Origin of the sequence: Pedobacter yonginensis, from assembly GCF_003173595.1 — a bacterium.
Taxonomy (GTDB): domain Bacteria; phylum Bacteroidota; class Bacteroidia; order Sphingobacteriales; family Sphingobacteriaceae; genus Pedobacter; species Pedobacter yonginense.
In genome coordinates this window covers 1,288,100-1,310,173 of record NZ_QGNZ01000001.1, presented here as the reverse complement: position 1 = coordinate 1,310,173, position 22,074 = coordinate 1,288,100, and the positions used below count along the sequence as shown (strand labels likewise).

At 41.0% G+C, this 22,074-nt stretch carries 18 protein-coding genes and 1 pseudogene; 18 read left to right on the top strand and 1 reads right to left on the bottom strand.

The window, feature by feature from the left end; all coding sequences use genetic code 11:
* Positions 1 to 610 precede the first annotated feature (610 nt).
* The 9 genes from DHW03_RS05740 (at position 611) to DHW03_RS05700 (ending at position 9,982) form a co-directional block, all read left to right on the top strand.
* Complete coding sequence (locus tag DHW03_RS05740; RefSeq protein ID WP_165825364.1) at positions 611 to 1,486, top strand: universal stress protein; 876 nt, start codon at positions 611 to 613, stop codon at positions 1,484 to 1,486.
* Positions 1,487 to 1,706: 220 nt separating this feature from the next.
* Positions 1,707 to 2,834: a porin gene (locus DHW03_RS05735; protein ID WP_109924743.1), complete on the top strand. Its 1,128-nt coding sequence runs from the start codon at positions 1,707 to 1,709 to the stop codon at positions 2,832 to 2,834.
* A gap of 9 nt (positions 2,835 to 2,843) precedes the next feature.
* Positions 2,844 to 4,274: an anion permease gene (locus DHW03_RS05730; RefSeq protein ID WP_109924742.1), complete on the top strand. Its 1,431-nt coding sequence runs from the start codon at positions 2,844 to 2,846 to the stop codon at positions 4,272 to 4,274.
* 97 nt (positions 4,275 to 4,371) lie between these two features.
* Positions 4,372 to 5,040 (top strand): succinate dehydrogenase cytochrome b subunit, encoded by a 669-nt coding sequence (locus tag DHW03_RS05725; protein ID WP_109924741.1) that lies wholly within the window; start codon positions 4,372 to 4,374, stop codon positions 5,038 to 5,040.
* Positions 5,037 to 6,947, top strand: coding sequence for a fumarate reductase/succinate dehydrogenase flavoprotein subunit (locus DHW03_RS05720; RefSeq protein WP_109924740.1), 1,911 nt, complete (start codon positions 5,037 to 5,039; stop codon positions 6,945 to 6,947). Before DHW03_RS05725 ends, DHW03_RS05720 begins: the two co-directional genes overlap by 4 nt.
* Positions 6,948 to 6,985: 38 nt before the next feature.
* A complete protein-coding gene (locus DHW03_RS05715; RefSeq protein WP_109924739.1) occupies positions 6,986 to 7,732 on the top strand; it encodes a succinate dehydrogenase/fumarate reductase iron-sulfur subunit in 747 nt (248 codons plus the stop codon).
* Positions 7,733 to 7,799: 67 nt separating this feature from the next.
* Entirely contained in the window at positions 7,800 to 8,573 is a 774-nt protein-coding gene (locus DHW03_RS05710; protein ID WP_109924738.1) for a YoaK family protein, read from the top strand.
* Between the two features lie 130 nt (positions 8,574 to 8,703).
* Positions 8,704 to 9,027 carry a chemotaxis protein CheB gene (locus tag DHW03_RS05705; protein ID WP_109924737.1) on the top strand — a complete coding sequence of 108 codons (324 nt, stop codon included), beginning with the start codon at positions 8,704 to 8,706 and terminating at the stop codon, positions 9,025 to 9,027.
* Between the two features lie 523 nt (positions 9,028 to 9,550).
* Positions 9,551 to 9,982, top strand: a complete 432-nt coding sequence (locus tag DHW03_RS05700; protein WP_240618475.1) for a type IV pilin protein — start codon at positions 9,551 to 9,553, stop codon at positions 9,980 to 9,982.
* A gap of 275 nt (positions 9,983 to 10,257) precedes the next feature.
* Here DHW03_RS05700 and DHW03_RS19180 read toward each other — a convergent pair whose 3' ends face one another.
* The gene (locus DHW03_RS19180) at positions 10,258 to 10,440 is read right to left on the bottom strand and encodes a hypothetical protein (protein WP_133248504.1); all 183 of its coding nucleotides are present in this window, start codon (positions 10,438 to 10,440) and stop codon (positions 10,258 to 10,260) included.
* Positions 10,441 to 10,508: 68 nt separating this feature from the next.
* On the opposite strand from DHW03_RS19180, the gene DHW03_RS05690 reads away from it, so the two are divergent.
* From DHW03_RS05690 to DHW03_RS19670, 9 genes and pseudogenes are all read left to right on the top strand, one after another.
* Positions 10,509 to 11,927, top strand: a complete 1,419-nt coding sequence (locus DHW03_RS05690; RefSeq protein ID WP_109924735.1) for a GspE/PulE family protein — start codon at positions 10,509 to 10,511, stop codon at positions 11,925 to 11,927.
* On the top strand, positions 11,928 to 13,880 hold the full coding sequence (locus DHW03_RS05685) for a type II secretion system protein GspD (protein ID WP_240618474.1): 1,953 nt from the start codon (positions 11,928 to 11,930) through the stop codon (positions 13,878 to 13,880).
* A gap of 6 nt (positions 13,881 to 13,886) precedes the next feature.
* Entirely contained in the window at positions 13,887 to 15,071 is a 1,185-nt protein-coding gene (locus DHW03_RS05680) for a PilN domain-containing protein (protein ID WP_109924734.1), read from the top strand.
* Positions 15,071 to 15,616 carry a hypothetical protein gene (locus tag DHW03_RS05675; RefSeq protein ID WP_109924733.1) on the top strand — a complete coding sequence of 182 codons (546 nt, stop codon included), beginning with the start codon at positions 15,071 to 15,073 and terminating at the stop codon, positions 15,614 to 15,616. The genes DHW03_RS05680 and DHW03_RS05675 overlap by 1 nt, the downstream gene beginning before the upstream one ends.
* Before the next feature lie 57 nt (positions 15,617 to 15,673).
* Complete coding sequence (locus DHW03_RS05670) at positions 15,674 to 16,681, top strand: hypothetical protein (RefSeq protein WP_205940963.1); 1,008 nt, start codon at positions 15,674 to 15,676, stop codon at positions 16,679 to 16,681.
* A gap of 23 nt (positions 16,682 to 16,704) precedes the next feature.
* A complete protein-coding gene (locus tag DHW03_RS05665; protein ID WP_109924732.1) occupies positions 16,705 to 17,664 on the top strand; it encodes a hypothetical protein in 960 nt (319 codons plus the stop codon).
* Between the two features lie 57 nt (positions 17,665 to 17,721).
* Positions 17,722 to 20,163 (top strand): hypothetical protein, encoded by a 2,442-nt coding sequence (locus DHW03_RS05660; RefSeq protein WP_133248503.1) that lies wholly within the window; start codon positions 17,722 to 17,724, stop codon positions 20,161 to 20,163.
* Positions 20,164 to 20,199: 36 nt separating this feature from the next.
* Positions 20,200 to 21,417 (top strand): RHS repeat domain-containing protein, encoded by a 1,218-nt coding sequence (locus tag DHW03_RS05655; RefSeq protein ID WP_109924730.1) that lies wholly within the window; start codon positions 20,200 to 20,202, stop codon positions 21,415 to 21,417.
* Positions 21,395 to 22,060: pseudogene (locus tag DHW03_RS19670) on the top strand (DUF6443 domain-containing protein); the annotation flags it as partial. The gene DHW03_RS05655 and the pseudogene DHW03_RS19670, both read left to right, overlap by 23 nt.
* Positions 22,061 to 22,074 lie beyond the last annotated feature (14 nt).

The window sequence follows — 22,074 nt, the reverse complement described above, 5'->3', positions numbered from 1 at the left end:
ATTTGGCTACCTCAAACGTAAATTGAAAGATGATACAGCCTCGCCGATGCCTGACACAATCTCCCAAAATTAATCTCATACGCCCCGTTTGGCGCCTTAATATGTTTTTGCACAACCCTCTGTAAATAAACCTGATCGGAGCGGGCACGAAGTAAAGCGGAGAGCAGGACGAACATTAAAATGAAATACAGGTTTTGCTTTCCAAATATTGATTTAGAAACCTGCGTCTTGATGTTTTTTAAACTGTTTGTTGGTGTGTCTAGATGCAGACAACGTTGCTTTAGGGTAGCAATACCTTTTAACAACTAAAGCGCCTGCAACATAAACGAAAAGTAGGTGTGGGCGACAAATTTTTTGAACCATATAAGACACAAAAGGACACAAAAGTGGCAATACAAAATTCACACGCAGATTTGAATTTAAAGAGAAATGGGCTTTTTCTTGCAAAATATTATTTGGCGACCTCAAACGTAAATAAGATGATACTGCCTCATTACTGATGACGAACATTTGCAAAGGTGACCTTTATCACCCCAAATGGCGCCCAAATTCTTCAATTTTACTAGCTGTAGAACGAAACATTGCTAAACATCCTTATAAATCTAAATCAATGGAAAACTTATTGGTGCTCACCGATTTCTCCTTGCACGCTAAACATGCGGCAGAATATGCCTATTCAGTTGCCAAAAAAATAGGTGCCAATCTCATTCTCTGCAATGCCGTTATCGTCCCCGCAGAGATGCCACAGGCGGGCTTGGTAGTTTGGCCAATGGAAGAATCATCCGTATTGGAAGAAGCCAGCAGCAGCGAACTCGAAAAATTAAAAGAGCATTTGAAAAAGATTGATGAATCTCACGATAAAAAACCACAAATCGGTATCGTAAAGCAGTCTGGCTACCTTCAAGATGTGGTAAATGGACTTCTAGCAGATGACCTGGCAGATTTAGTTGTTATGGGTACACATGCTGAAGGATTTGGAAGCTTTATCGTCGGAAATCATGTTCGCACCATGATTGAGGCGGTTGATGTACCTCTTTTACTCGTTCCCTCGAAAGTTAAAATTGCACCCTTTAAAAATATTTATTTTGCTTCCGATCTCAGCGATCCGCATGGAGATAGCGCTTTTCTGAAACAGATCATTCCCTTGGCCAGCGCATTTAAAGCAGAGGTTTTTATTGCACACATTTCTACCCCAGCAAGTATTGCCGATGATATTTCTCAGAAAACGAAAGCGATGATTCTGGATTTTAGCAGTGAGCTTGGCTATCCCGGCATTCATTTCATTCGAATAAATGAGCAAAATGCAGTAGATGGACTCAACAAACTTATGGCGAAAGCACCCATGGATTTGCTGGTGATGGTTCATCGCGAGAAGAGTTTTTTCAAAAACCTTTTAAAAGGCAGCCATACGGAAAAGCTAACGAAAGATTTAGATTTTCCAATGTTGATTTTTAAAGCTGAATCACAACCCCTACACATTGCTTAAAATGCTCTGCCCAAGTTGAAGCTATTGGTAAATGGGCTTCCGCTGATGCACATCACATCATCTCTTGATTACGATCATGGCTGGTTAAGCTTGGCTTTCGCACCTTTACGCTACTACCTAAAAAATACCTGCCCATTTTAACAATTGGGGCGTAAAAAAAATCCATCATAATCTCAAAATTTAAGAAATCTCTATCGTGAAACACCTCTACCCATGCATCATGTTCATCTTTCTGGTTTGTCCGCTTGCTGCCCAAGCGCAGCAAAAAGACCGAACCAGATTGACTGATACGCTCAAAAACTATTCTGCCTACAAAAGAAAATTAAGCTTTGCGGGGGTTCTGCAAACGCGTTATGTACTTGCTTTAGATAAAAATGTTGATATCAATGGAAAGCATTTCGATCCTGCCACATCAAAAGCCATATCCAACACCTTTCTGGTAAAACGAGCTAGAGTAATGGTAAAAGGCGATATTAACGATCACTTTTCCGCCAATATTTTGGCCAATTTAGCTGAGTTTAACAGCGACCCAAGCAATAAGGTACTGGAGAATGCCTACATCAAATACTCGCTCAATGAATATTTTCACATTCAGGCAGGTCAATTTCGTCCGTTTTTTGGGATAGAAGATGCAGTGGCTGTTGACATTATCCGCACATTAGATTTTTCCAATCAATACTATGCCTTTGGGAAAAACGGCTGGCAGAGTTTTCAAACCGGAATTTCCCTTTTGGGAAATGTTATCCCCGGAGGTAAAGTCCGCTATTTCGTGGGCGCTTACAATGGCAACAACAAAAATCAGTCTTCTGATGACAACAATACCAAAAATCTGTATGGAAGATTAGAAGCCGACTTCCTAAAGGGCTGTACCATAGTTGTTAACGCAGGTTCGGGGAGTATCGCTTCTAGCAGCATCGGAAAAGCTTATGGCGTTGATGCTACCGCTAAAATTCCATTGTCCAAAAAATTCGATTTGCTTTTAATGGCCGAATTTAAAACAGGCGCGAACTTTTTGGCTTATAATGCCGATAAGCAGGTGCTTCGCCCTGATTTAAGCGAATACCAAATGCAGGGATTTTATTTCTTTCCGACACTGCGCTACAACCACGAAAGCCGTAGGCTAAGGGCGGTAGAATTTTCTTGCAGATATGAATATTTTGATGAAAACTACAAGCTGGCGAGCAATCCACGCCAAACGCTAATTCCTAACGTATCTCTCATTTTTGCCGATGATTTTTATGCCGCCGTTCAATTTGGTGTAGCGATAGATCGGTTCAAAAACGAAGTGCCCTTAAGCACCACATACAACCACAGCTTAGGCTATGTTCAATTACAAATACGCTTTTAAAATAATATTATGAAAGAGATCAATTTTACATCGCTCATCATCACCCTTGTGGTTGGTGTGGTTATCTGGTTTATACCTGTACCTGATGGGGTGAAACCCAATGCTTGGCATTTGCTCGCAATTTTTGTAGCCACAATTGTGGGCATCATTTCCAAAGCGGCAACTATGGGTACCATGGCCATTATCGGAATTACCTTATGCGCGGCAACGCAGGTGTTGGCCCCTGGCGACCCTACTAAATCCATTCTAAACGCTTTAAGCGGTTTTGGCAACTCTACAATATGGTTAATTGGTTTGGCCTTTTTTATCGCTCGTGGATTTATCAAAACTGGCCTCGGAACGAGGATTGCATACAGTTTCATCAAAATCTTCGGTAAAAGCCCACTCGGTTTGGCTTATGGATTAAATACAGCCGACCTAATTTTAGCTCCTGCAATTCCAAGCAATACGGCCAGAGCAGGCGGGGTTATTTTTCCGATTATGAAATCTATTGCTGTAAATATGGGCTCTATCCCAGAGAAAGCGGAAACCCACCGAAAAATAGGTGCGTTTCTCACTCTGAGCAGTTACAATGCAAATATGATTACCTCGGTTATGTTCTTAACCGCAACGGCAAGTAACCCCATGGCACAGAAATTTGCGAAAGATCTTGGCGTAACCATCACTTGGGGAAGCTGGGCAATCGCTGCACTGGTACCCGGTTTAGTGTGCTTCCTGCTGGTTCCTATATTTCTGTATAAGGTTTTTCCGCCAGAACTTAAAGAAACCAAAGAAGCTCCAGCTATTGCGGCTAAACAATTAAAGGAAATGGGTCCAATAACCATTAAGGAATGGTTAATGGTTGCTACATTTTTTATTTTGCTTGTGCTTTGGATTTTCGGAAACCTGTTTTCAATAGATGCTACAACAGGTGCATTAATCGGCCTGTGTATCTTGCTGTTATGTGGCGTACTCACCTGGGAGGATGTTAAATCAGAAAAAGGCGCGTGGGATACCATAGTATGGTTTTCATCTCTGGTAATGATGGGCTCTTTCTTAAATTCTTTGGGCTTTATTGGATGGTTTGGCCACTTAGTGGGCGGACAAATGACCCATTTAAGCTGGCAATTGGCCTTTCCAGTCATCATATTGGTGTATTCTTATTGCCATTACATGTTTGCCAGTGCCACCGCTCAGGTTGCCGCCATGTATTCCGTGTTTTTGGCAGTGGGTATTGCAGTTGGCGTACCAGGAACCATGTTGGCCATATTTCTGGGCGCTTGTGCTTCATTAATGGGTTCGTTAACACATTACGGACATGGTCCGGCACCAATATTTTTCGGAAGCACCTATGTAGATTTAAAAGATTGGTGGAAACAGGGTTTCTTTATGAGTGTGCTGTTTCTACTCGTTTGGTTTCTGGTTGGAGGTGCATGGTGGAAAATTATCGGTCTTTGGTAAACCACACATTTGGCTTAACTGCGATAAAAGACTGACGTAATTTGCAATTATTTCGACTTAAAAAAAGCTATCCAACACCTAAAATATAAAAATATAGATGAAACAAACCACCTTAACCTATAAATTGGTGATGGCCGCCACAGGACTTTTCCTCTGCTTTTTCCTGGTCATACACCTGTTGGGAAACCTGCAACTTTTGTTGCCTGCATCAGAAGCAAGGGAGCAATTTAATTGGTATTCGCATCTCCTGTCGGGAAATATACTGATCAATATAATCTCTTATGTGCTCTATCTTTCACTGATTGGACATGCCATTTATGCGCTCATCATCACCAATAAAAATGCAGCCGCTAGCGGACAGAAATATGTGTACGATAAGCGCAGTGAGGTGAGTTCGTGGAATAGCCGCAACATGGGCATATTGGGAACCATTATCTTGATTTTTTTGGTTATCCACTTTAAAGATTATTGGTACGTGTATAAGTTTGGTTACCTGCCGCTCGATGCAAAAGGGAATAAAGATTTGTATGCCATTGTAAATCAATCGTTTCAGCAGGGCTGGTATATCATCATTTATGAACTCTCTTTTATTGCACTTGGGTTTCATTTACTACATGGATTTTTCAGTGCATCCAGAACGCTAGGGCTTTATCATCCTAAATACTCAAAATGGGTTCGGGTTTTTGGATGGATGTATTCGCTAGCAATTACCCTGGGCTTTATGTTAATACCCATTTACATTTACTTTAACCTAAACGCACTATGATAGATGCAAAAATCCCATCTGGCAACCTTGCCGATAAATGGAGCAATTATAAAGACAGCTCAAAACTTATTAACCCTGCAAATCGTAAAAAGCTCGATATTATTGTTGTAGGTACTGGGCTTGCAGGCTCGTCTTGCGCCGCAACTCTGGCAGAACAGGGATACAATGTAAAATCCTTTTGTTTTCAAGATTCCGCCCGAAGGGCACATTCGGTAGCAGCTCAAGGCGGTGTAAATGCAGCAAAGAATTATAAAAATGACGGCGATAGTGTATATCGAATGTTCTACGATACCATCAAGGGCGGCGATTTCCGCTCACGCGAAGCCAATGTTTATCGTTTGGCCGAATGTTCATTGGCGCTTATCGATCAAGCGGTTGCGCAAGGCGTGCCATTTGCCAGGGAGTATGGGGGTTATCTAAACAACCGCTCTTTCGGGGGCGTGCAGGTATCGAGAACTTTTTATGCTCGTGGCCAAACTGGCCAACAGCTTATGATTGGTGCCTACCAAGCGTTGATGCGACAGGTATCGGCAGGTAAAGTAAAAACTTATACACGCCACGAAATGCTGGATTTGGTTCTGGTTGAAGGAAAAGCACGAGGCATTATTGCCCGGAACTTGGAAACAGGCGCAATTGAACGACATGCCGCCCATGCGGTGGTTTTGGCCACAGGTGGCTATGGAAAAGTGTATTACCTTTCTACGCTCGCAATGGGTTGCAACAGTTCTGCCATTTGGAGGGCACACAAAAAAGGAGCGTTTATGTCTGGAGTAAGTTGGATTCAATTTCATCCAACCTGTTTGCCACAAATTGGCGAAACGCAATCTAAACTCACGTTAATGTCTGAATCTCTACGTAACGATGGGCGAATTTGGGTGCCCAAAAAAGCAGGAGATGACCGAGTGCCGAATGATATTCCCGAAGAAGAAAGGGATTATTACCTCGAACGCAGGTATCCAACCTTTGGCAATCTATCACCAAGAGACATATCATCGCGGGCAGCAAAGGAAAGGATAGACGCAGGTTGTGGGGTAGGTCCAATGAAAAATGCCGTTTGCCTTGATTTTTCAAAGGCGATTAAAGAACAGGGAAGGGATAAAATTGAAGAAAAATACGGCAACCTGTTTCGGATGTATGATAAAATTAATGGTGTAGATGCTTATAAAGAACCCATGCTAATTTCGCCTGCGGCACACTTTACCATGGGTGGCCTCTGGGTTAATTATGATTTAATGACCACCATCCCCGGACTTTTTGCCTTGGGTGAGGCTAATTTTTCAGATCATGGAGCCAATAGATTAGGCGCCAATTCGCTGCTTCAATCCTGTGTAGATGGCTATTTCATTGCACCATACACCATTCCGAATTATTTGTCGGGAGAGTTGAAAACAGAAAAGATAACTACCGAGCATGTTGCCTTTGCCATTGCAGAAAATAACGTTAGAGCAGAATTAAATCAGTTTTTAAATCGGAAAGGGCATCTTTCAGCAGATTACTTTCATAAAACATTGGGCAAATTGCTTTACGATAAATGCGGACTTTCCAGAACCAAAGAAAGTTTAGAGGCGGCGATTATTGAAATCAAGGCACTTAAAAAATCATTCGATACTGATCTCAACATTACAGGAGATGAGCAGATCAATGCGGAGCTTGAAAAGGCGGGACGGGTTTCTGATTTTCTGGAACTGGGTGAGCTGATGTGTCATGATGCCCTTCAACGGGATGAATCATGCGGTGCGCATTTTAGAGAAGAATATCAAACATCCGATGGAGAAGCCGTGCGCAACGACCAAGATTTCTGTTTCGTTTCGGCTTGGGAATGGAAAGGCAAAGGCACAGCACCCGAACTCCATAAAGAACCCTTGGTTTTTGAGACTGTACAGCTCACCGTTAGAAGTTATAAATAGTTGAAAGGCTTATTGAACATTAATAAAAATACAATAAAATGAAATTATATTTAAAGGTCTGGCGTCAGGAAGATAGGGAAGCCAAAGGAGATTTGGTTAGCTATGAAGTTGATGGGATTTCTGAACATATGTCTTTTTTAGAAATGCTTGATTTATTGAATGAGCGACTAATTGGCAAAGGGGAGCGGGTTATTGAATTCGATCACGATTGTAGGGAAGGCATTTGTGGTGCCTGCGGCATGATGATTAATGGACGGGCACATGGCCCACTAACCGGAACAACCACTTGCCAGCTACACATGAGGAGCTTTAAAGATGGGGAAACGGTTTACATTGAGCCTTTCCGAGCCGCTGCTTTTCCCGTTTTGAGAGATTTAAAAATAGATCGCTCCGCTTTCGATCACATTATCCAATCTGGCGGTTACATATCCGCATCAACAGGCCAAGCACCCGAATCAAACAGTATTCCCATAGCCCACGAAGTAACGGAAGCAGCCTTTGATGCTGCGGCATGCATCGGTTGCGGTGCATGTGTGGCCACCTGTAAAAACTCAAGTGCCGCACTGTTTACTTCGGCTAAAATATCGCATTTAGTGCTGTTACCACAGGGTAAATTAGAATCTGCCGACCGTGTAATTAATATGGTTGCACAAATGGATGCTGAAGGTTTTGGGCATTGCTCTAATACAGAAGCCTGCGAAGTAGAATGCCCACAGCAAATATCGGTACTCCACATCGGACGAATGAATTACGAATACAGTAAAGCGCTGGTATTTAGGAAGTAAGAAATGGCTATTGGTACATAACGAATCGCCCCACCTTACCCAATAAACTACAAAGGAAATTTAAACCATGCTGAGACATTTTGGAGTGAAGAGAACTTATGCGCACAACCTGAAACTGGCTGTGTTACTAAGCCTTACTGCAGGTTTTGTAAATGCGGCAGGGTTTTTGGGTTTTTCGGCCCTAACTACTAATGTTACCGGGCATGCTGCTTTATTTGCAGAAGGCATAGCCAGACAAGACTGGGCTATAGCACGAACTGTAGCCATCTGGATGATGCTTTTTTTAGCGGGAGCATTTTCAAGCAGTATAATTGTAACCAAGATTGGGCATAATGCAAGGTTCTCCTTTGCCATTCCCATTGTACTCGAAACCCTAATCCTGCTATTTTCTGCATTTTCAGCATCGATAACTTATTTAAATTTCTCTTCCAATTTTTTTGCAGGCACCCTGCTCTTTGCTATGGGCATGCAGAATGCATTGGTTTCCGTAATTTCAGGCTCAGTGGTCCGTACCACACACCTTACCGGAACTTTTACCGATTTGGGTATAGAGTTGGCCCAACTCAGAACAGACAATTATGCCGCACAAGGCGAACTGATTTCCAGAATTAAGTTGCGGATTTCTATCATCCTGTTCTTTATGGCTGGTGCACTATCCGGTGCATATCTCTTTACCTTCATCAGTTTTAGGTCGTTTTTAATACCTGCATCTCTGCTCGGCTTTACGCTGCTGTATGATGTATTCCGCATAAATATGAAAAGGTATTATTCTAATTTTAGAGCCCGAAGTAAAGGTAAAGGCTTGTTAATCAGTGCAAAGGATGTTAACTTGTATAAATAATACATACCGGGTATTAATACCTACCTTTAATTAATTATTATCCCTTTACCACTTCTTTTAAGCAGCATAATTGTGCTGTATGAATCAATTTCTACGATTGATTTTGCCATAACCATTACCGTACATAAAAATGAAAGACCCTGAGTACATTATAGCCATTGGTGCATCAGCCGGCGGTCTGGAGGAAATCAATACCTTTTTCGACCATACACCGTTGGATGGGGTTTCATATATTGTGGTGCAACATCTTTCCGCCGATTTTAAGAGCAGGATGGCAGAAGTGTTGGCCAAACACAGCAAGCTATGTGTACAGGAGGCAACCGAAGGCGTTTTAGTAGAAACAAACCGAGTATATCTGATTCCGCATGACAAATTTATGACAATTCAAAAAGGTCATTTATATTTGAGAGATAAGGAGAAAACAAAAAGTCCGCATCTTATCAGAGGGCACTGAAAAAGTAGACTTAAAAATGGTCTATTAAAAGATTAGCGGATGGGTAGGTTATAAGATCTCCATCCGCTTTTTGTTTTTTGAGTATTCTTATATTTTTACGGGGCCCAATCTATTGAGATTTCTCGCCGAATTCTGGTATTTTATGGTTTTTTATAGGTTATTTTGTGGCAATGATAATCCCGCTTTAGAATTTGAGGATTCTTTTAAGATTAACTACGAATATCGCAACTTCTCAGCTGGCGCATGCGTGTCGCGTGTGCGAAATGAATAATTGTAATGCTTTGCTGGTCAATACCACACATCAATAGCCAAAAATAATTAATTTGAACAGTAGCAGTCTGTCTGATTAAGGGTACAATATTTCTGAATTTTCGTGTTTTTTTGATAGGTCGATTTTATTTCGTCATGCAAAAACATGCTGTTGTCAAGCAAAATCGAGCGTTCGTCAAACATATTCTATATTCTTTTTTTTTCTGTGCAGTTTCGCGCAAATGTGCCCTTATTGGGCCGTGGATAAAATTAAATGACTACAGAAAAGATGAAAGCGAACATAAAAGGAAAGATAAACGCCTATACCTTAACCGAAATATTAATTGTACTGGTTATCATAGGCATATTGGTGCTTTTAGCCCTACCTAATTTAATGCCGCTCATTACAAAGGCAAAAACCACTGAAGCCAAACTTCAGCTGGAACATTTGGCTAAGTTGGAACAAGGTTATTTCTATGAGCATTCCAAATACACTAGCGACTTAGCTGAACTTGGCTTTATACAGGAAAAACTATCTACAGACGGAAAAGACGGTAAAGCAAACTACAAGGTTACGGTGAGTGCTTCTAGCAACAATACGTTTACCGCAAAGGCCGTTGCAGTAGCCGATTTTGACGGAGATGGAACCTACAATGTTTGGCAGATTGATCAGGATAAAAACCTCAAGGAAATTACCGCAGACTGATGATTTTTTTCTGGATTATTTCGACTCTCTCACTTTTCGGAATCAGCTATCAAGACTTTAAGTATCGCGCAGTATATTGGTGGCTCTTTCCTATGCTTTTATTAGCGCTTTCTGCAATTAAATATCGCGAAACGGGCATGTATGGGCTAATGGAAAGTGTATTGGTAAATTCGACATTTGTCATTTTTCAGATGTTGGCTATTTCGCTCTATTTTTCCATCAAGAATAAAAGATGGTTGAATATTTTTGATGGCTATTTTGGCTTAGGAGATCTCTTATTTCTGCTGTGCATCACCAGTTACTTTTCTTTTTGGGGCTATTTGCTTTTCTACATCGTCAGCATTTTCTTGGTAATCCTCATCGTTGTTTTTTTGAGGATATTTTTTAAAAGGCCTGACGCAAAAATACCCTTGGCTGGCTATCAAGCCATTTTCTTTATCGTCTTCGCTTGCATTCAATATGCATTAGGTAAAGCAAATTTATCAGCAGAATATCTGTTTTTTAAATATCTAAAGCTTTGATAAGGATGGAAGAACAAAATATTTTTCACGAGATTTCAAAGGATACCGCACTCCAATACAGAATTGTTCCATCAAGGTTACAAGATGGCTTATTGGAGCTTTTGTGCGACACAGATTTGGATGCGAAGCTGCTTGAAGATGAGCTAAGTGTAGTTTTAAACAGGAACATCATTTTAAAGCCAGTTTCTAAAGCGGAAATTACAAGGTTACTCTCTACCCATTATTTAAGCGAATCATCTGGAGGGGCTGGGCAAGAGAAAATATCATCACTAAGTGCGGGAGACGATTTCTTAGCGACTTTAATTGACGAAGCCAGAAGGTTAAAGAGTAGCGATATTCATATCGAAGCCTTTGAGGAAAACTCTAGAGTTCGTATCCGAATTGATGGGATGATGATTGAACGTTACCGCGTGGCTCGTGCAGATTATCTCTCTTTGGTGAACAAAATCAAGATTATGGCCAACTTGGATATCGCAGAGAAAAGGCTTCCACAGGACGGTCGAATTCAATACCGCTCTGCAAAGCACAGTGCCTTCGATATCAGGGTTTCCGTACTTCCAACCCTTCATGGAGAGAAGATTGTGTTGAGGTTGCTGAGCAGCAACAGCACCAATATCGATTTGACCACGCTAGGTCTTTCCCCATCCGATATGGAACGGTATATGGAAGGGGTGCAACGCCCAAATGGAATTATTCTCATAAGCGGGCCTACAGGCTCGGGTAAAACCACCACGCTATATGCAACGCTCAAACTTTTAAATAAATCGACCAGAAACATCCTCACCATAGAAGATCCAATTGAATACACGTTGGAGGGTGTAAACCAAGTTCAACTTAAAGAGAGCATTGGGCTTGGTTTTGCATCTGCACTTCGCACTTTTCTAAGACAGGATCCGGATGTAATTATGGTGGGAGAAATTAGAGACCCTGAAACGGCCAACATGGCCATTAGGGCCGCGCTTACCGGTCACCTGGTGCTTTCTACCATCCACACCAATTCAGCTTGGGGAACGGTGAGTCGGTTAATTGACATGGGCATTCCGAGCTTTTTGGTGGCCAGTACGCTGAACACTTCTGTAGCCCAGCGTTTGGTACGTTTGCTTTGCCCACGCTGCAAGCAAGAACAGCCATTTCAAACCTCGCTATATCCAAGACAATTTGTAGCGCCAAGAGCAATCCCTAGCCACTTTACTGCAAAAGGCTGCGAAGCATGTTATTACACAGGCTATACCGGAAGAAAAGCAGTTTACGAAGTGATTGGGATAGATGCTGAACTCTCAACAGAAATCAAATCCGAGAATATGTCAATCAATGAGCTTCTTAAACATAAACAAATCAGCATGTTAACTGATAATGCCTTTGAGCTTTTTGCTACTGGAGAAACAGCGCTCGAAGAAATTTACCCACTACTCTTATCCATTTAAATGAAAAAAAATAAAGCAATAATCAAACTACTTTATGTAGCTTTTCTGCTCATCAGCTTTTCTATGAGCGTTTCTGGGCAAACTACAAGCACCTTAAACGACAGGATTAATGCCATTGATGAAAGGCTACACAACCTAGCCGTTACAGTGCCTAGTCTTAATCAGAAAGTTCAGCTTTCTATGTCTGGAGCTTCAGCACAAGAATTTTTGAGGGCATTAGCACAGGCAGCCAATCTAAACATCAACATCGATCCTTCGCTAAGTTTTAAAGTGTACAACAACTTTAGAAATGAAACGGCGCTCAATGTACTCTTGTTCATCGCAAAAGAGAATGATTTAGACATCAATTTTATTGGTTCAATATTATCGGTCACCAAAGTGCCTGTAGCACCGCAAATTATGCCTTCAAAGCAAATTCGGGTAACTTATACTGGAGCAAACGATTATCTGGGCTTTGAATTGAATAACGATAGTTTGGGGCAGGTAGCAAAAAAAATTAGCCAATTGTCTCAAAAAAATGTGGTGGTGCCAATCGCATTAATTGCTAAACAGGTAACTGCTTACATTGCATCTGCACCGTTTGAAACCGCATTAGAGAAAATGGCTTATGCCAATAACCTAAAGCTAAAGAAAACCAATGATGGTGTTTTTCTTTTTGAAGCGCTTGCTGAAGATGAGGAACTTTATTTGAATGGCGACAATGCAACCGCGGTTAAAAAGAGCAATCGAAATTTTGGGCAATCATCAGGTGGAAGTGGAAACTTTAATCTTTCTGGTAAAAAAGATGGGAAGGGAGAACGTTTGCTAAGCATTGATGCCGTTAACAGCTCGATACTTGATTTGATTAAATCTGCCTCTACAGAAATTGGCGCAAACTATTTTATTTATTCCGATATCAGGGGGAATGTAACCACCAAGCTTAACAATATCGATTACGAAAGTTTTCTTACGGCCTTGCTTCAGGGTACCGATTATACATTTAAAAGGGAGGCAGGGATTTATCTCATCGGAGAACGGAAATTGGAGGGCTTGAGAAGTAACCGAATCATTCAATTGCAACATCGATCTCTTGATACGGTACAAAATATGATTCCTCAAGAATGGAAACGCAACGTAGAAATTAGAGAATTTAGAGAGCAGAATACCCTTTTGATATCTGGATCTGCCCCGCAGATTAATGAAATTGAAGCCTTTATTAAACAAATAGACCGCGTAGTGCCGATGGTATTGATTGAGGTTACCCTTGTTGATGTTAGAAAAGGAAAAGTGGTAAAGACAGGGATAACGGCAGGTGTTTCTGATAGTGTAAAAACAGGAGGTACGATCTTACCCGGCATAGATTATACCTTTGGGGCAAATTCCATAAATAGCTTGCTCTCCAAAATTGGTAGAAATGGGGCCGTTAATTTGGGCAGGGTAACCCCAAATTTCTATGTTAAACTTAGCGCCTTAGAAACCAATAGCAATGTGGAGATAAGGTCGGTACCAAAACTTTCTACCTTAAATGGGCACTCTGCCAGTTTGAGCATCGGAAGCTCGCGTTACTACAGTCAAAAAACCCAAAATGTAATTCCATCATTAAACGCACAAACCGTGGTTACCGAGCAATTTACTGAGGTAAATGCCAATTTAGAAATTGACATTCGTCCGGTCGTGTCTGGCGACGATCAAGTAACCTTGAACATCAATGTGAACATTTCAGATTTTATTGGCAATCCGCCACTAAACGCGCCACCACCAAAATCAACCAGTAAATTCAGTTCCATTATCCGGGCTAAAAATGAAGATATGATTGTTTTGGGCGGGCTGGAGCGCACGGAAACCAGTGAGAGTGGTTCAGGCGTTCCCCTGCTTTCTCGAATTCCGATTTTGAAATGGCTATTCAGCAGTAAAGAAAAGTCTAACAACAAAGTAGTAACGGTGGTTTTCATCAAGCCGACCATTCTATATTGATTTTTTATGCTTGGAAATCAATTAAATACCATATTGGGGATTGAAATTCGCTTTTTAAGTGAAAATGCATACAGCTGTAGGTCTTGTTTGCTTAAGCGAAATGGAAATACTGTTGATATTGAGGTTGGAAAAATAGCGGAGGGATCTTTGGCGCAGGTGCTAGAAAAGTTGCCCAGAAATTACCCTGTTGCGCTGGTACTCACGGGCAGAGGCATTATACATAAAACGTTAAGCGTTGAGCAAGATATTGCGGAACCTTTTAAAATGGCCTTTCCAACAATTGAAAGCGCTGAATTTTATGCCCAGCATTACCCGCATGCGGAAGAGTTAACCATCAGTATTACACGTAAAGAAAGTATAGACGCTTTATTGACAAGCTTGGAGCTTGCAGGTTTAAATGTACTTGCCCTTAGCCTTGGTGGAATGGTGATAAGCCACGTGATTACGCAGTTTGAAAAGGAGGAAGGAGAAGTTGCATTTGATGGCCATTTGGTAAACATTTCCAATAGAGGGATAAAAAGTGATACCGCTCAAGCTATTCAATCTGAATTCAAAAAAATAAATCTTGCTGGAAATCGTATTGACGAGCGGAGCGTACTATCCTATGCGGTTGCCTTTCAATTGATGATGCTGGACAATGTCGAACCGATTTTGGCCGATGTAGGAGCTGTGAACAATCGGAGGGCATCATTTGCAGCTACTAATGCCATCAAAAAAAGAGCTATGTATTTTCTTGCTACGCTTTTTATTTCCTTACTCATCAGCTTTTTATTGTTTACCCATTTCAATTCTATCAATGCCGAACTGGCTTTAAAAGTGGGCCGCATAACCTCTAGCGGTAACCAGACCGAGCTTTTGAAAAAGAATACGGCTGAAAATCAGCTTGTGTTGAAGGCCTTAGGTTGGAATGGCGGCTACAGCTACAGTTTCCTAGCAGACGAAATTGGTAGGAGTATGCCTAAACAGCTTGCATTGACAGAACTTTCATTTAATGGGAATCCAACTAAGCTTGAAAAGCAGTCCAAATCTACCTTGATCGACATTTTGGGATCCTCAGACAATTTAATGGCGGTAAACAATTGGATTTATATCCTCAAAGAAAAAAAATGGGTCAAAAAAGTTAGTCTCTTGAAATATGAGGAAGATCAAGAACGCGAGACCTTCCGCTTTACGCTTAGAATCGAATATTGATGCTCATACAAAAACTCGACGATAAAAAAAGGAATATCCTATTGTGGCTGGCTATGCTGGCGCTAGTTTATATCGCTTATACATGCTCATTCAGTAACACCCTGGAGAGCATTCGTTTACACAATCAGTTGCAAAATGAACAGCAAAGTGTAGATGATACGGACAGTACATTGCCGCAAACGCTGCGGGAAAATGAATTTTACGAAACGGCCCTAAAGCGCTATGAGGTAAAGAAAGAAGATCGGGAGACACAAATTTGGCAGGCTCTATCTGGCATTACGGTAGCTAAAGGGGTAAAGCTAAGCTACAGTGCAGAACCCCAAGCAGAAACCGATACTACGGCCATAAAGCTCCATATTTTTAAGCAAAAGTTCACTTTAAAGGGCGGCTATTTCGAGCTCTTAGCCACGGTGGATGCTTTACACAAAACAAAGAACATAGGTCAGATTTCCAGTTTAAAGCTTGCCTCTAAAATTGAAAATGGAGCGGAAGAAAAGCAGAAAGACCTCACCCTTCAACTAGAGATGACAGGAATAGAATTCTAGTTCACCAACTCATTTAAATGAAATTTAGAAACCCTCATATAATCAAATAATCAAAACATGAAAATTAAAGCATTACTATTTCTTGCAACCTTTCCAACATTAGCATTTTGTCAAACTGGAATGAGAGACAATGCCGGTTTAATGGGCAACGCGGGAGCAACATCTGGCTTTTTCCAAACATTTAGTCCTGTAAATTACCCTAGTGGAGCAACGGGTTGGTGGCATTTGTTGGATGTAAGACATACCAACAACGATAACAACTATGCCATGCAGTTTGCTGGGAGTTTTTTTGATCAGAATTTGTACTTCAGGAAGACTAACGATTCAGCTACACAGCCTTGGTCTAAAGTTTTAACCGAGTTGAATGGCAGTTCTGGCATAGGAACATCGGCACCATCATCTTACTTTCATGGAGGTAATAACAAAGTCTTGGAAGTTTTAAACGCGAATAGCGGAATGCATAGCCAAGCACATCTTGTATTGAGTACAAATTCTACTTTGCAAGGTTCTTCTGCGGGTACTTTGACTTGGATTTCAAAGGGGTCTGCGCAAAATCAAGGCTTAGCTTACATAGCCGTTTGCAATGCCCTAAATTCTGTTACTAATGCATCTGGTAATATGTATTTCGCAACGGCAAACACTGGAGCACCAGAAATAAAGATGACCATTGATTACACAGGCAATGTGGGCATTGGTACCACTACACCAAAAGAAAAACTCTCCGTAAACGGCAACATTCGTGCAAAGGAAGTTAAGGTAGAAACCGCTAACTGGCCAGACTATGTTTTTGAAGATGGCTATAAAGTTAGCTCCCTCCAACAACTAGAAACTTACATCAAAACCAACAAACACTTGCCAGAAATTCCATCGGCAAAAGAAGCTGAAACGAACGGCATTGATGTGGGAGAAATGAATAAGAAACTCTTACAAAAAGTAGAGGAGTTGACGCTTTATTTAATTCAGAAGGATAAAGAAATGGTGGAATTAAAAAATCAATTCTTAAAAGAAAAAGAAGCTAATCAGGCTCAATTAGATGCCATAAACGCCAAACTAAGAAATAAATAAATTCAAATTAAAACGCAAGAAAAATGAAGAAATTATTCTTTTTACTCAGTCTTTACTTCTCAATAAACTCAGCTTTTGCTCAGTTTCACGATGACAAAAACCTCTTAAAAACCAGTACAATTAATTTAATTTGGGCAAATGGCCCTTCAGCGTTACGTTATGAAGTGGCCAACCTAGCCTATAATTCACATCACTGGCAGAATGGTGGAATTATCGTTGTAGAACTTTTTCAGAAGTCTTATTCAACGGATTATCAAAAATATATTATTGAAAATGGCTTTCAGCAAGGCGCCAATAGTGGTTCACCAAAGGTCACATTGGTAGAAAGTAAAGGTATTAAACACCTTGCAAGAGTGATTTTGGGGGATCCAATATCTTTAGGAACTGAATTTGCCGGCTATCCTAACTATTCGAGATCGATCTATGTGGATTGTTTTTATTACAGTCAGTACGTGGTGAAAATCAGTTATCTGCAAGACCGTGTAGATAATTTGACTGGCCATAATCAAATCAAAATCAATTTATCACCTATTGGAACGGCGATAGAAGATTTCACAGCTCCAACAATTCCAGATATGGATTTGACTACCTCCGGCAATCTAAAAATTGAAGGAACTGGAAATCATTATGTAATGGGCAACGTTGGCATTGGTACCACTACACCAAAAGAAAAACTCGCTGTAAACGGCAACATTCGTGCAAAGGAAGTTAAGGTAGAAACCGCTAACTGGCCAGACTATGTTTTTGAAGAGGGCTATAAAGTTAGCACCCTCCAACAACTAGAAACTTACATTAAAACCAATAAACACTTGCCAGAAATGCCGTCGGCAAAAGAAGCTGAAAAAGACGGCATTGATTTGGGCGAGATGAATAAGAAACTCTTACAAAAAGTAGAGGAGCTTACGCTTTATATGATTGAAATGAAAAAGGAGAATGAACAACTTAAAAAAAGAGTTGAAGCTGTAGAAAGGACCAAAAAATAACCTATCGCCAAGAGACGCTATTATTCTAAAACAGAAAAAATACTTAAAAAATTAAATATGATAAAAATAAGGATTAATGTTTTGCTAGTCTTTGTAATCGGATTTTTGGGCATTACAACAAAAATAAATGCCCAAACCGATTATTCTAAAGTTAGCATCGCCTCACCCAATGCTGCGGCCTTGGGTAAATTTGTTGATGTACCTGTTAACTATCATACCGGAATACCACAGATCAATATCCCCATATACACACTAAAAGAGGGCTCAATTGAATTACCCATTTCTTTGAGCTACCATGCAGGTGGAATTAAAGTTGCAGAAACAGCCAGCTGGGTTGGTACAGGCTGGGCCTTAAATGCTGGTGGGGTAATTACAAGAACCATAAGGGGCATAGCCGATGAAGGCGCAAACTCCGCAAATGGAGCACATGGTTATTTTGCCAACTACGGTCTGTATAACAACTACCCTAATGGTAATATCGATCCTTTCCGAGAACATGATAATGCCGTTTACAAAGGGACTGAAGACGCTGAACCGGATTTGTTCTTTTTTAACTTCAATGGACACACTGGGCAGTTCTATTTTAATGATGATAGAAGCCCAATTTTGGTATCTGGAAATGAAGATTTGAAAATAGATTATGTATGGCAAAGAACCGCTGTCGGTACAAGTGAAAGCGTAAACATACAGGGCTTCACAATCACAACCAATGATGGCACAAAGTATTTTTTTGGCAAACCCTCCACTGGTAGCATAGAAAAGGGTGTTCCGCCAATAGAAATGTCTTTTCCTACTGTACAAACAGAGCTTGGTACATCAGTAGCGTTAGATAGAATTTATTCCAGCTGGTACCTCTATAAAATAGAATCAGCAGATCAATCAGATGTAGTTAAACTGTTTTATGAAGCTGAATCTTTTAGCACTTTTTCTTGGTCATATTTCCCTCCCGTAACGAATGATATTGCTAACATCAATGCTTCCGGTATAAGGCCGTATTCGCTTTCTAGAATGTACGTTAAAGGCGTGAGATTAGCAGAAATCGTTTCTTCTCAAGGGAATGTTGTTTTCACCGCATCAGAGCAAGCCAGACAAGACTTGGCCAATGGCAATTTTGAAGGTGCAAATCCAGAAATCGAATTACCCAACACCGAGGCTAAGGCATTAAAAGAAATCGTAGTATCTGCTAATAAGCAGGTTATAAAGAAAATGCAATTCAATACCAGTTATTTTAATGAAGACGAAGCCAACGCAGTTCCACTTCCAACTACTTTGTTAACTAATGGGCTTAAGATTGGAACCGATAAAAAAAGGCTGAAGCTAGAGTCCGTTGTTGAAGTTGGTAGCGACGGACAGGCTTTGCCGCCTTATAGATTTGATTATTTCAGTAATGTACTACCAAGACGCCTATCCTTTGCGATTGATCACTGGGGATTCTATAATGCAGCAAGAAACACCAATGTTTTACCTATTTTATCTAAAGATACCTACACCATTATAAATAAAGATGGGGCAAATCGAGATTCGGCTTGGCCGGCCATGCAAAATGGAGCGTTAACAAAAGTTACCTACCCTACAGGTGGTTTCACAAATTTTGAATTTGAGGCAAATCAAGCGAAAGTTAATGCTTTGAGATACAATTTAGAATATGTTAATAGTTATTGGGTAGGTTATAATGGAAGTTATATTTTAGACTGGCCTAATGTGACTTTTACAGGCGATGAAGCCTACGAATTGATGTTTTCAAATACGGATTGTGGCTTCAATACAAACCTATGTTTGGCCAGTTATCGCATTATTGATTCAAAAGGTAATGTTGTGGCATCTGGCGGTGCTGATCCAAATAAAACAAGCACAATGGTTAAAAACATTCCTCCTGGCACATACACCATCAAAATGTTTAGAGATAACAGCATCACCACAAAAGGTGCGACATTGACAATCAGCAAATTTAAACCCTATTCCGTTTTAGATCCAATTGTCGGGGGCTTACGCATTAAAACCATTACCAAAAATCCTGCTAATGAATTACAGCAACCAATAACAGAGCGTTACAGTTATGATGATGCCAATAGATCATCAGGTATTTTATACGACAGACCTTATTATATCTCAGCAATTAGAAATACCCTACTTGGCCTCCTAGGAACCGTAACACCTAGTGAAACCGACAATAGTCCAAATCGGTATATAGGCGGTTGCTTAAATATCGCTCCAGTTGGTATGACACAACCTCCAGTTACAGCCATCATTTCACCGGTAAGTTCATTGCCGATGCAGAATGTGCAAGGAAACCATATCGGTTATAAAACGGTAACTGTAAGTCAAGATCTGAACGGTTCTAGCGTTTATCGCTATTTTGGCTCAAGCCTATTCGAAAACAATGTTGAGGATGTAGCGTACCGTAATTTATCCTCATCTTCTTATTGCGATCCAAAAATACCGAATTATCCCGCTGCGCCATTGCCATATAATTTTGAAAGGGGTGAGCTACAAGCTTAAACACATTTTGATGCCAAAGGGCAACTCTTGCGAAGTGTGAATTATAAATTTGATTATGATAGTACTAAAGTATTTACCCCAGGATTAATTATAAGAAATATTGCGCCTAATCAAGGTGGATTAATCACCTCTATGACAGAATATAAGCTGAGAGGCTATTGGAAAAAGTACAGCATTACCAACGAAACGCTGATAGATAAAAACACCTTCAAAGAATTAAGCACTAGCGATACTTTGTTTTACACTAGTCCTTATCACAGATCGGTTACCAGAAAAGCATCTACAAAGAGCACTGGTAGCAACTTAGCTACGAATTTCAAATATGTATTCGACTTTATACCAACCTTTGCAACATCTATGTCGGATGGCTGGGATACATATCAGAGTAGCTGTAAATCATGTGATGCCATCTATTCACAAAGAATTTCTACATCAGGAATTACAACTGGAGGTAAGAAATTAGCTTGGTTTAAGAGAAGAATTTGCTTGCTTAACGCACGAAAAAATTACGTTGATTATAGGAGGACTAATTTTATGGATCCGTCTAACGTCTATGCAAATGCGCACCTGAGTGCAAAAAATAATGCTGATGCAGCATTTAAGCCAATTTTAGAGATGCAAGATCAATTTATCAATGCACCCATTGAAACAACTTCTTGGGTAAATGGTAAGTTGGCCAGTGCAAATTTCAACTCTTTTAGCATTCAGCCAAGAGTGGAGTCTCTTGGTTGGAGCATAATTCCAAACGTTTTTTTAAATTCAATCAATAGCATCAAGTTAACGATACCTTTATCAGCAAGTTTTCAGCCTTCAGGCAACTCAAACAGTACAATCACAAAAGATAGTCGCTATACTCCAGATTACTTCTACAATAGCTTTAATGGCAGAATTGTAGAACAGAACAAAGACGGCCAGCCAAAGGATGTTTACTTATGGGGATATAACCAAAAATATCCAGTAGCTAAAATTTCCAATAGTGATTACAATACGGCAAAACAGTTCGTAAATCAAGCTATTTTAAGTAACCCAGCCAGTGATGCCCAGTTGCGAGAGGAGTTGAAAAAACTTTACATCAACCTTCCCAATGCCCAAATCAGCACCTACACCTACAAGCCATTGGTTGGGATGACCTCCCAAACCGATGCCAAGGGCATGACCACCTATTACGAGTACGATGCCTTCGGAAGGTTAAAGTATGTGAAGGACCAAAACGGCAACATCGTAAAAAGCAATGATTACCATTATAAGAACTAAGCGCTCGATCATGAACAGATACACAAAATTTTTATCCATATCGCTGGCACTGGCTGTCCAGCTCGGCACGGCACGTGCACAGAACCTTGTTTTAAACACCTATTCGGGCCAGCGCACGATTACCGCAGGCAAGAGCGTAACCCTCAAGGATGGGTTCTACGTTCCAGAGGGGAATACGCTGCGCATCTTTACCGGGACAAGCTATGTAAACTGCTTCCCCTTGAGCGCTGCGCCCAGTGCGAACCAGAACTACATTATGAGCCGGGTGTTCAAGACCGCAGGCGTAAACAGTGGCAATATAGACAATGCCAGGAGCGCCTGCGAGGAGATGCGGACCATAGCCTATTTCGATGGCTTGGGACGTCCAATCCAGACGATCTCGGTACAGGCCAGCCCAACGGGCAAGGACATCATCCAGCCCATGGCCTACGATGCCCTCGGTCGGGAGCGCTTCAAGTACCTGCCCTACACCGAGGCGGGCAACAACGGCGCCTACCGTGCAGACGCGTTGAGCATCGGCCAGCCAGCCTTTTACACCAGCACGGGCGATGCGGTAAAAACGCCGAAGCCATTCTCCGAAACGGTGTTCGAGGCCAGTCCGCTCAATCGAGTGCTGCAGCAGGGTGCCCCGGGCATCATCTGGCAGCCATCGGTAGG

Bases quoted from the DNA above. Each gene is read 5' to 3' on its own strand.
- DHW03_RS05715 (WP_109924739.1), top strand. From the start codon at position 6,986: ATGAAATTATATTTAAAGGTCTGGCGTCAGGAAGATAGGGAAGCCAAA.
- DHW03_RS05680 (WP_109924734.1), top strand. From the start codon at position 13,887: ATGCTTGGAAATCAATTAAATACCATATTGGGGATTGAAATTCGCTTT.
- DHW03_RS05720 (WP_109924740.1), top strand. From the start codon at position 5,037: ATGATAGATGCAAAAATCCCATCTGGCAACCTTGCCGATAAATGGAGC.
- DHW03_RS05725 (WP_109924741.1), top strand. From the start codon at position 4,372: ATGAAACAAACCACCTTAACCTATAAATTGGTGATGGCCGCCACAGGA.
- DHW03_RS05705 (WP_109924737.1), top strand. From the start codon at position 8,704: ATGAAAGACCCTGAGTACATTATAGCCATTGGTGCATCAGCCGGCGGT.
- DHW03_RS05740 (WP_165825364.1), top strand. From the start codon at position 611: ATGGAAAACTTATTGGTGCTCACCGATTTCTCCTTGCACGCTAAACAT.
- DHW03_RS05700 (WP_240618475.1), top strand. From the start codon at position 9,551: ATGACTACAGAAAAGATGAAAGCGAACATAAAAGGAAAGATAAACGCC.
- DHW03_RS05730 (WP_109924742.1), top strand. From the start codon at position 2,844: ATGAAAGAGATCAATTTTACATCGCTCATCATCACCCTTGTGGTTGGT.
- DHW03_RS05710 (WP_109924738.1), top strand. From the start codon at position 7,800: ATGCTGAGACATTTTGGAGTGAAGAGAACTTATGCGCACAACCTGAAA.
- DHW03_RS05665 (WP_109924732.1), top strand. From the start codon at position 16,705: ATGAAGAAATTATTCTTTTTACTCAGTCTTTACTTCTCAATAAACTCA.
- DHW03_RS05660 (WP_133248503.1), top strand. From the start codon at position 17,722: ATGATAAAAATAAGGATTAATGTTTTGCTAGTCTTTGTAATCGGATTT.
- DHW03_RS05690 (WP_109924735.1), top strand. From the start codon at position 10,509: ATGGAAGAACAAAATATTTTTCACGAGATTTCAAAGGATACCGCACTC.
- DHW03_RS05675 (WP_109924733.1), top strand. From the start codon at position 15,071: ATGCTCATACAAAAACTCGACGATAAAAAAAGGAATATCCTATTGTGG.
- DHW03_RS05670 (WP_205940963.1), top strand. From the start codon at position 15,674: ATGAAAATTAAAGCATTACTATTTCTTGCAACCTTTCCAACATTAGCA.
- DHW03_RS05685 (WP_240618474.1), top strand. From the start codon at position 11,928: ATGAAAAAAAATAAAGCAATAATCAAACTACTTTATGTAGCTTTTCTG.
- DHW03_RS05735 (WP_109924743.1), top strand. From the start codon at position 1,707: ATGTTCATCTTTCTGGTTTGTCCGCTTGCTGCCCAAGCGCAGCAAAAA.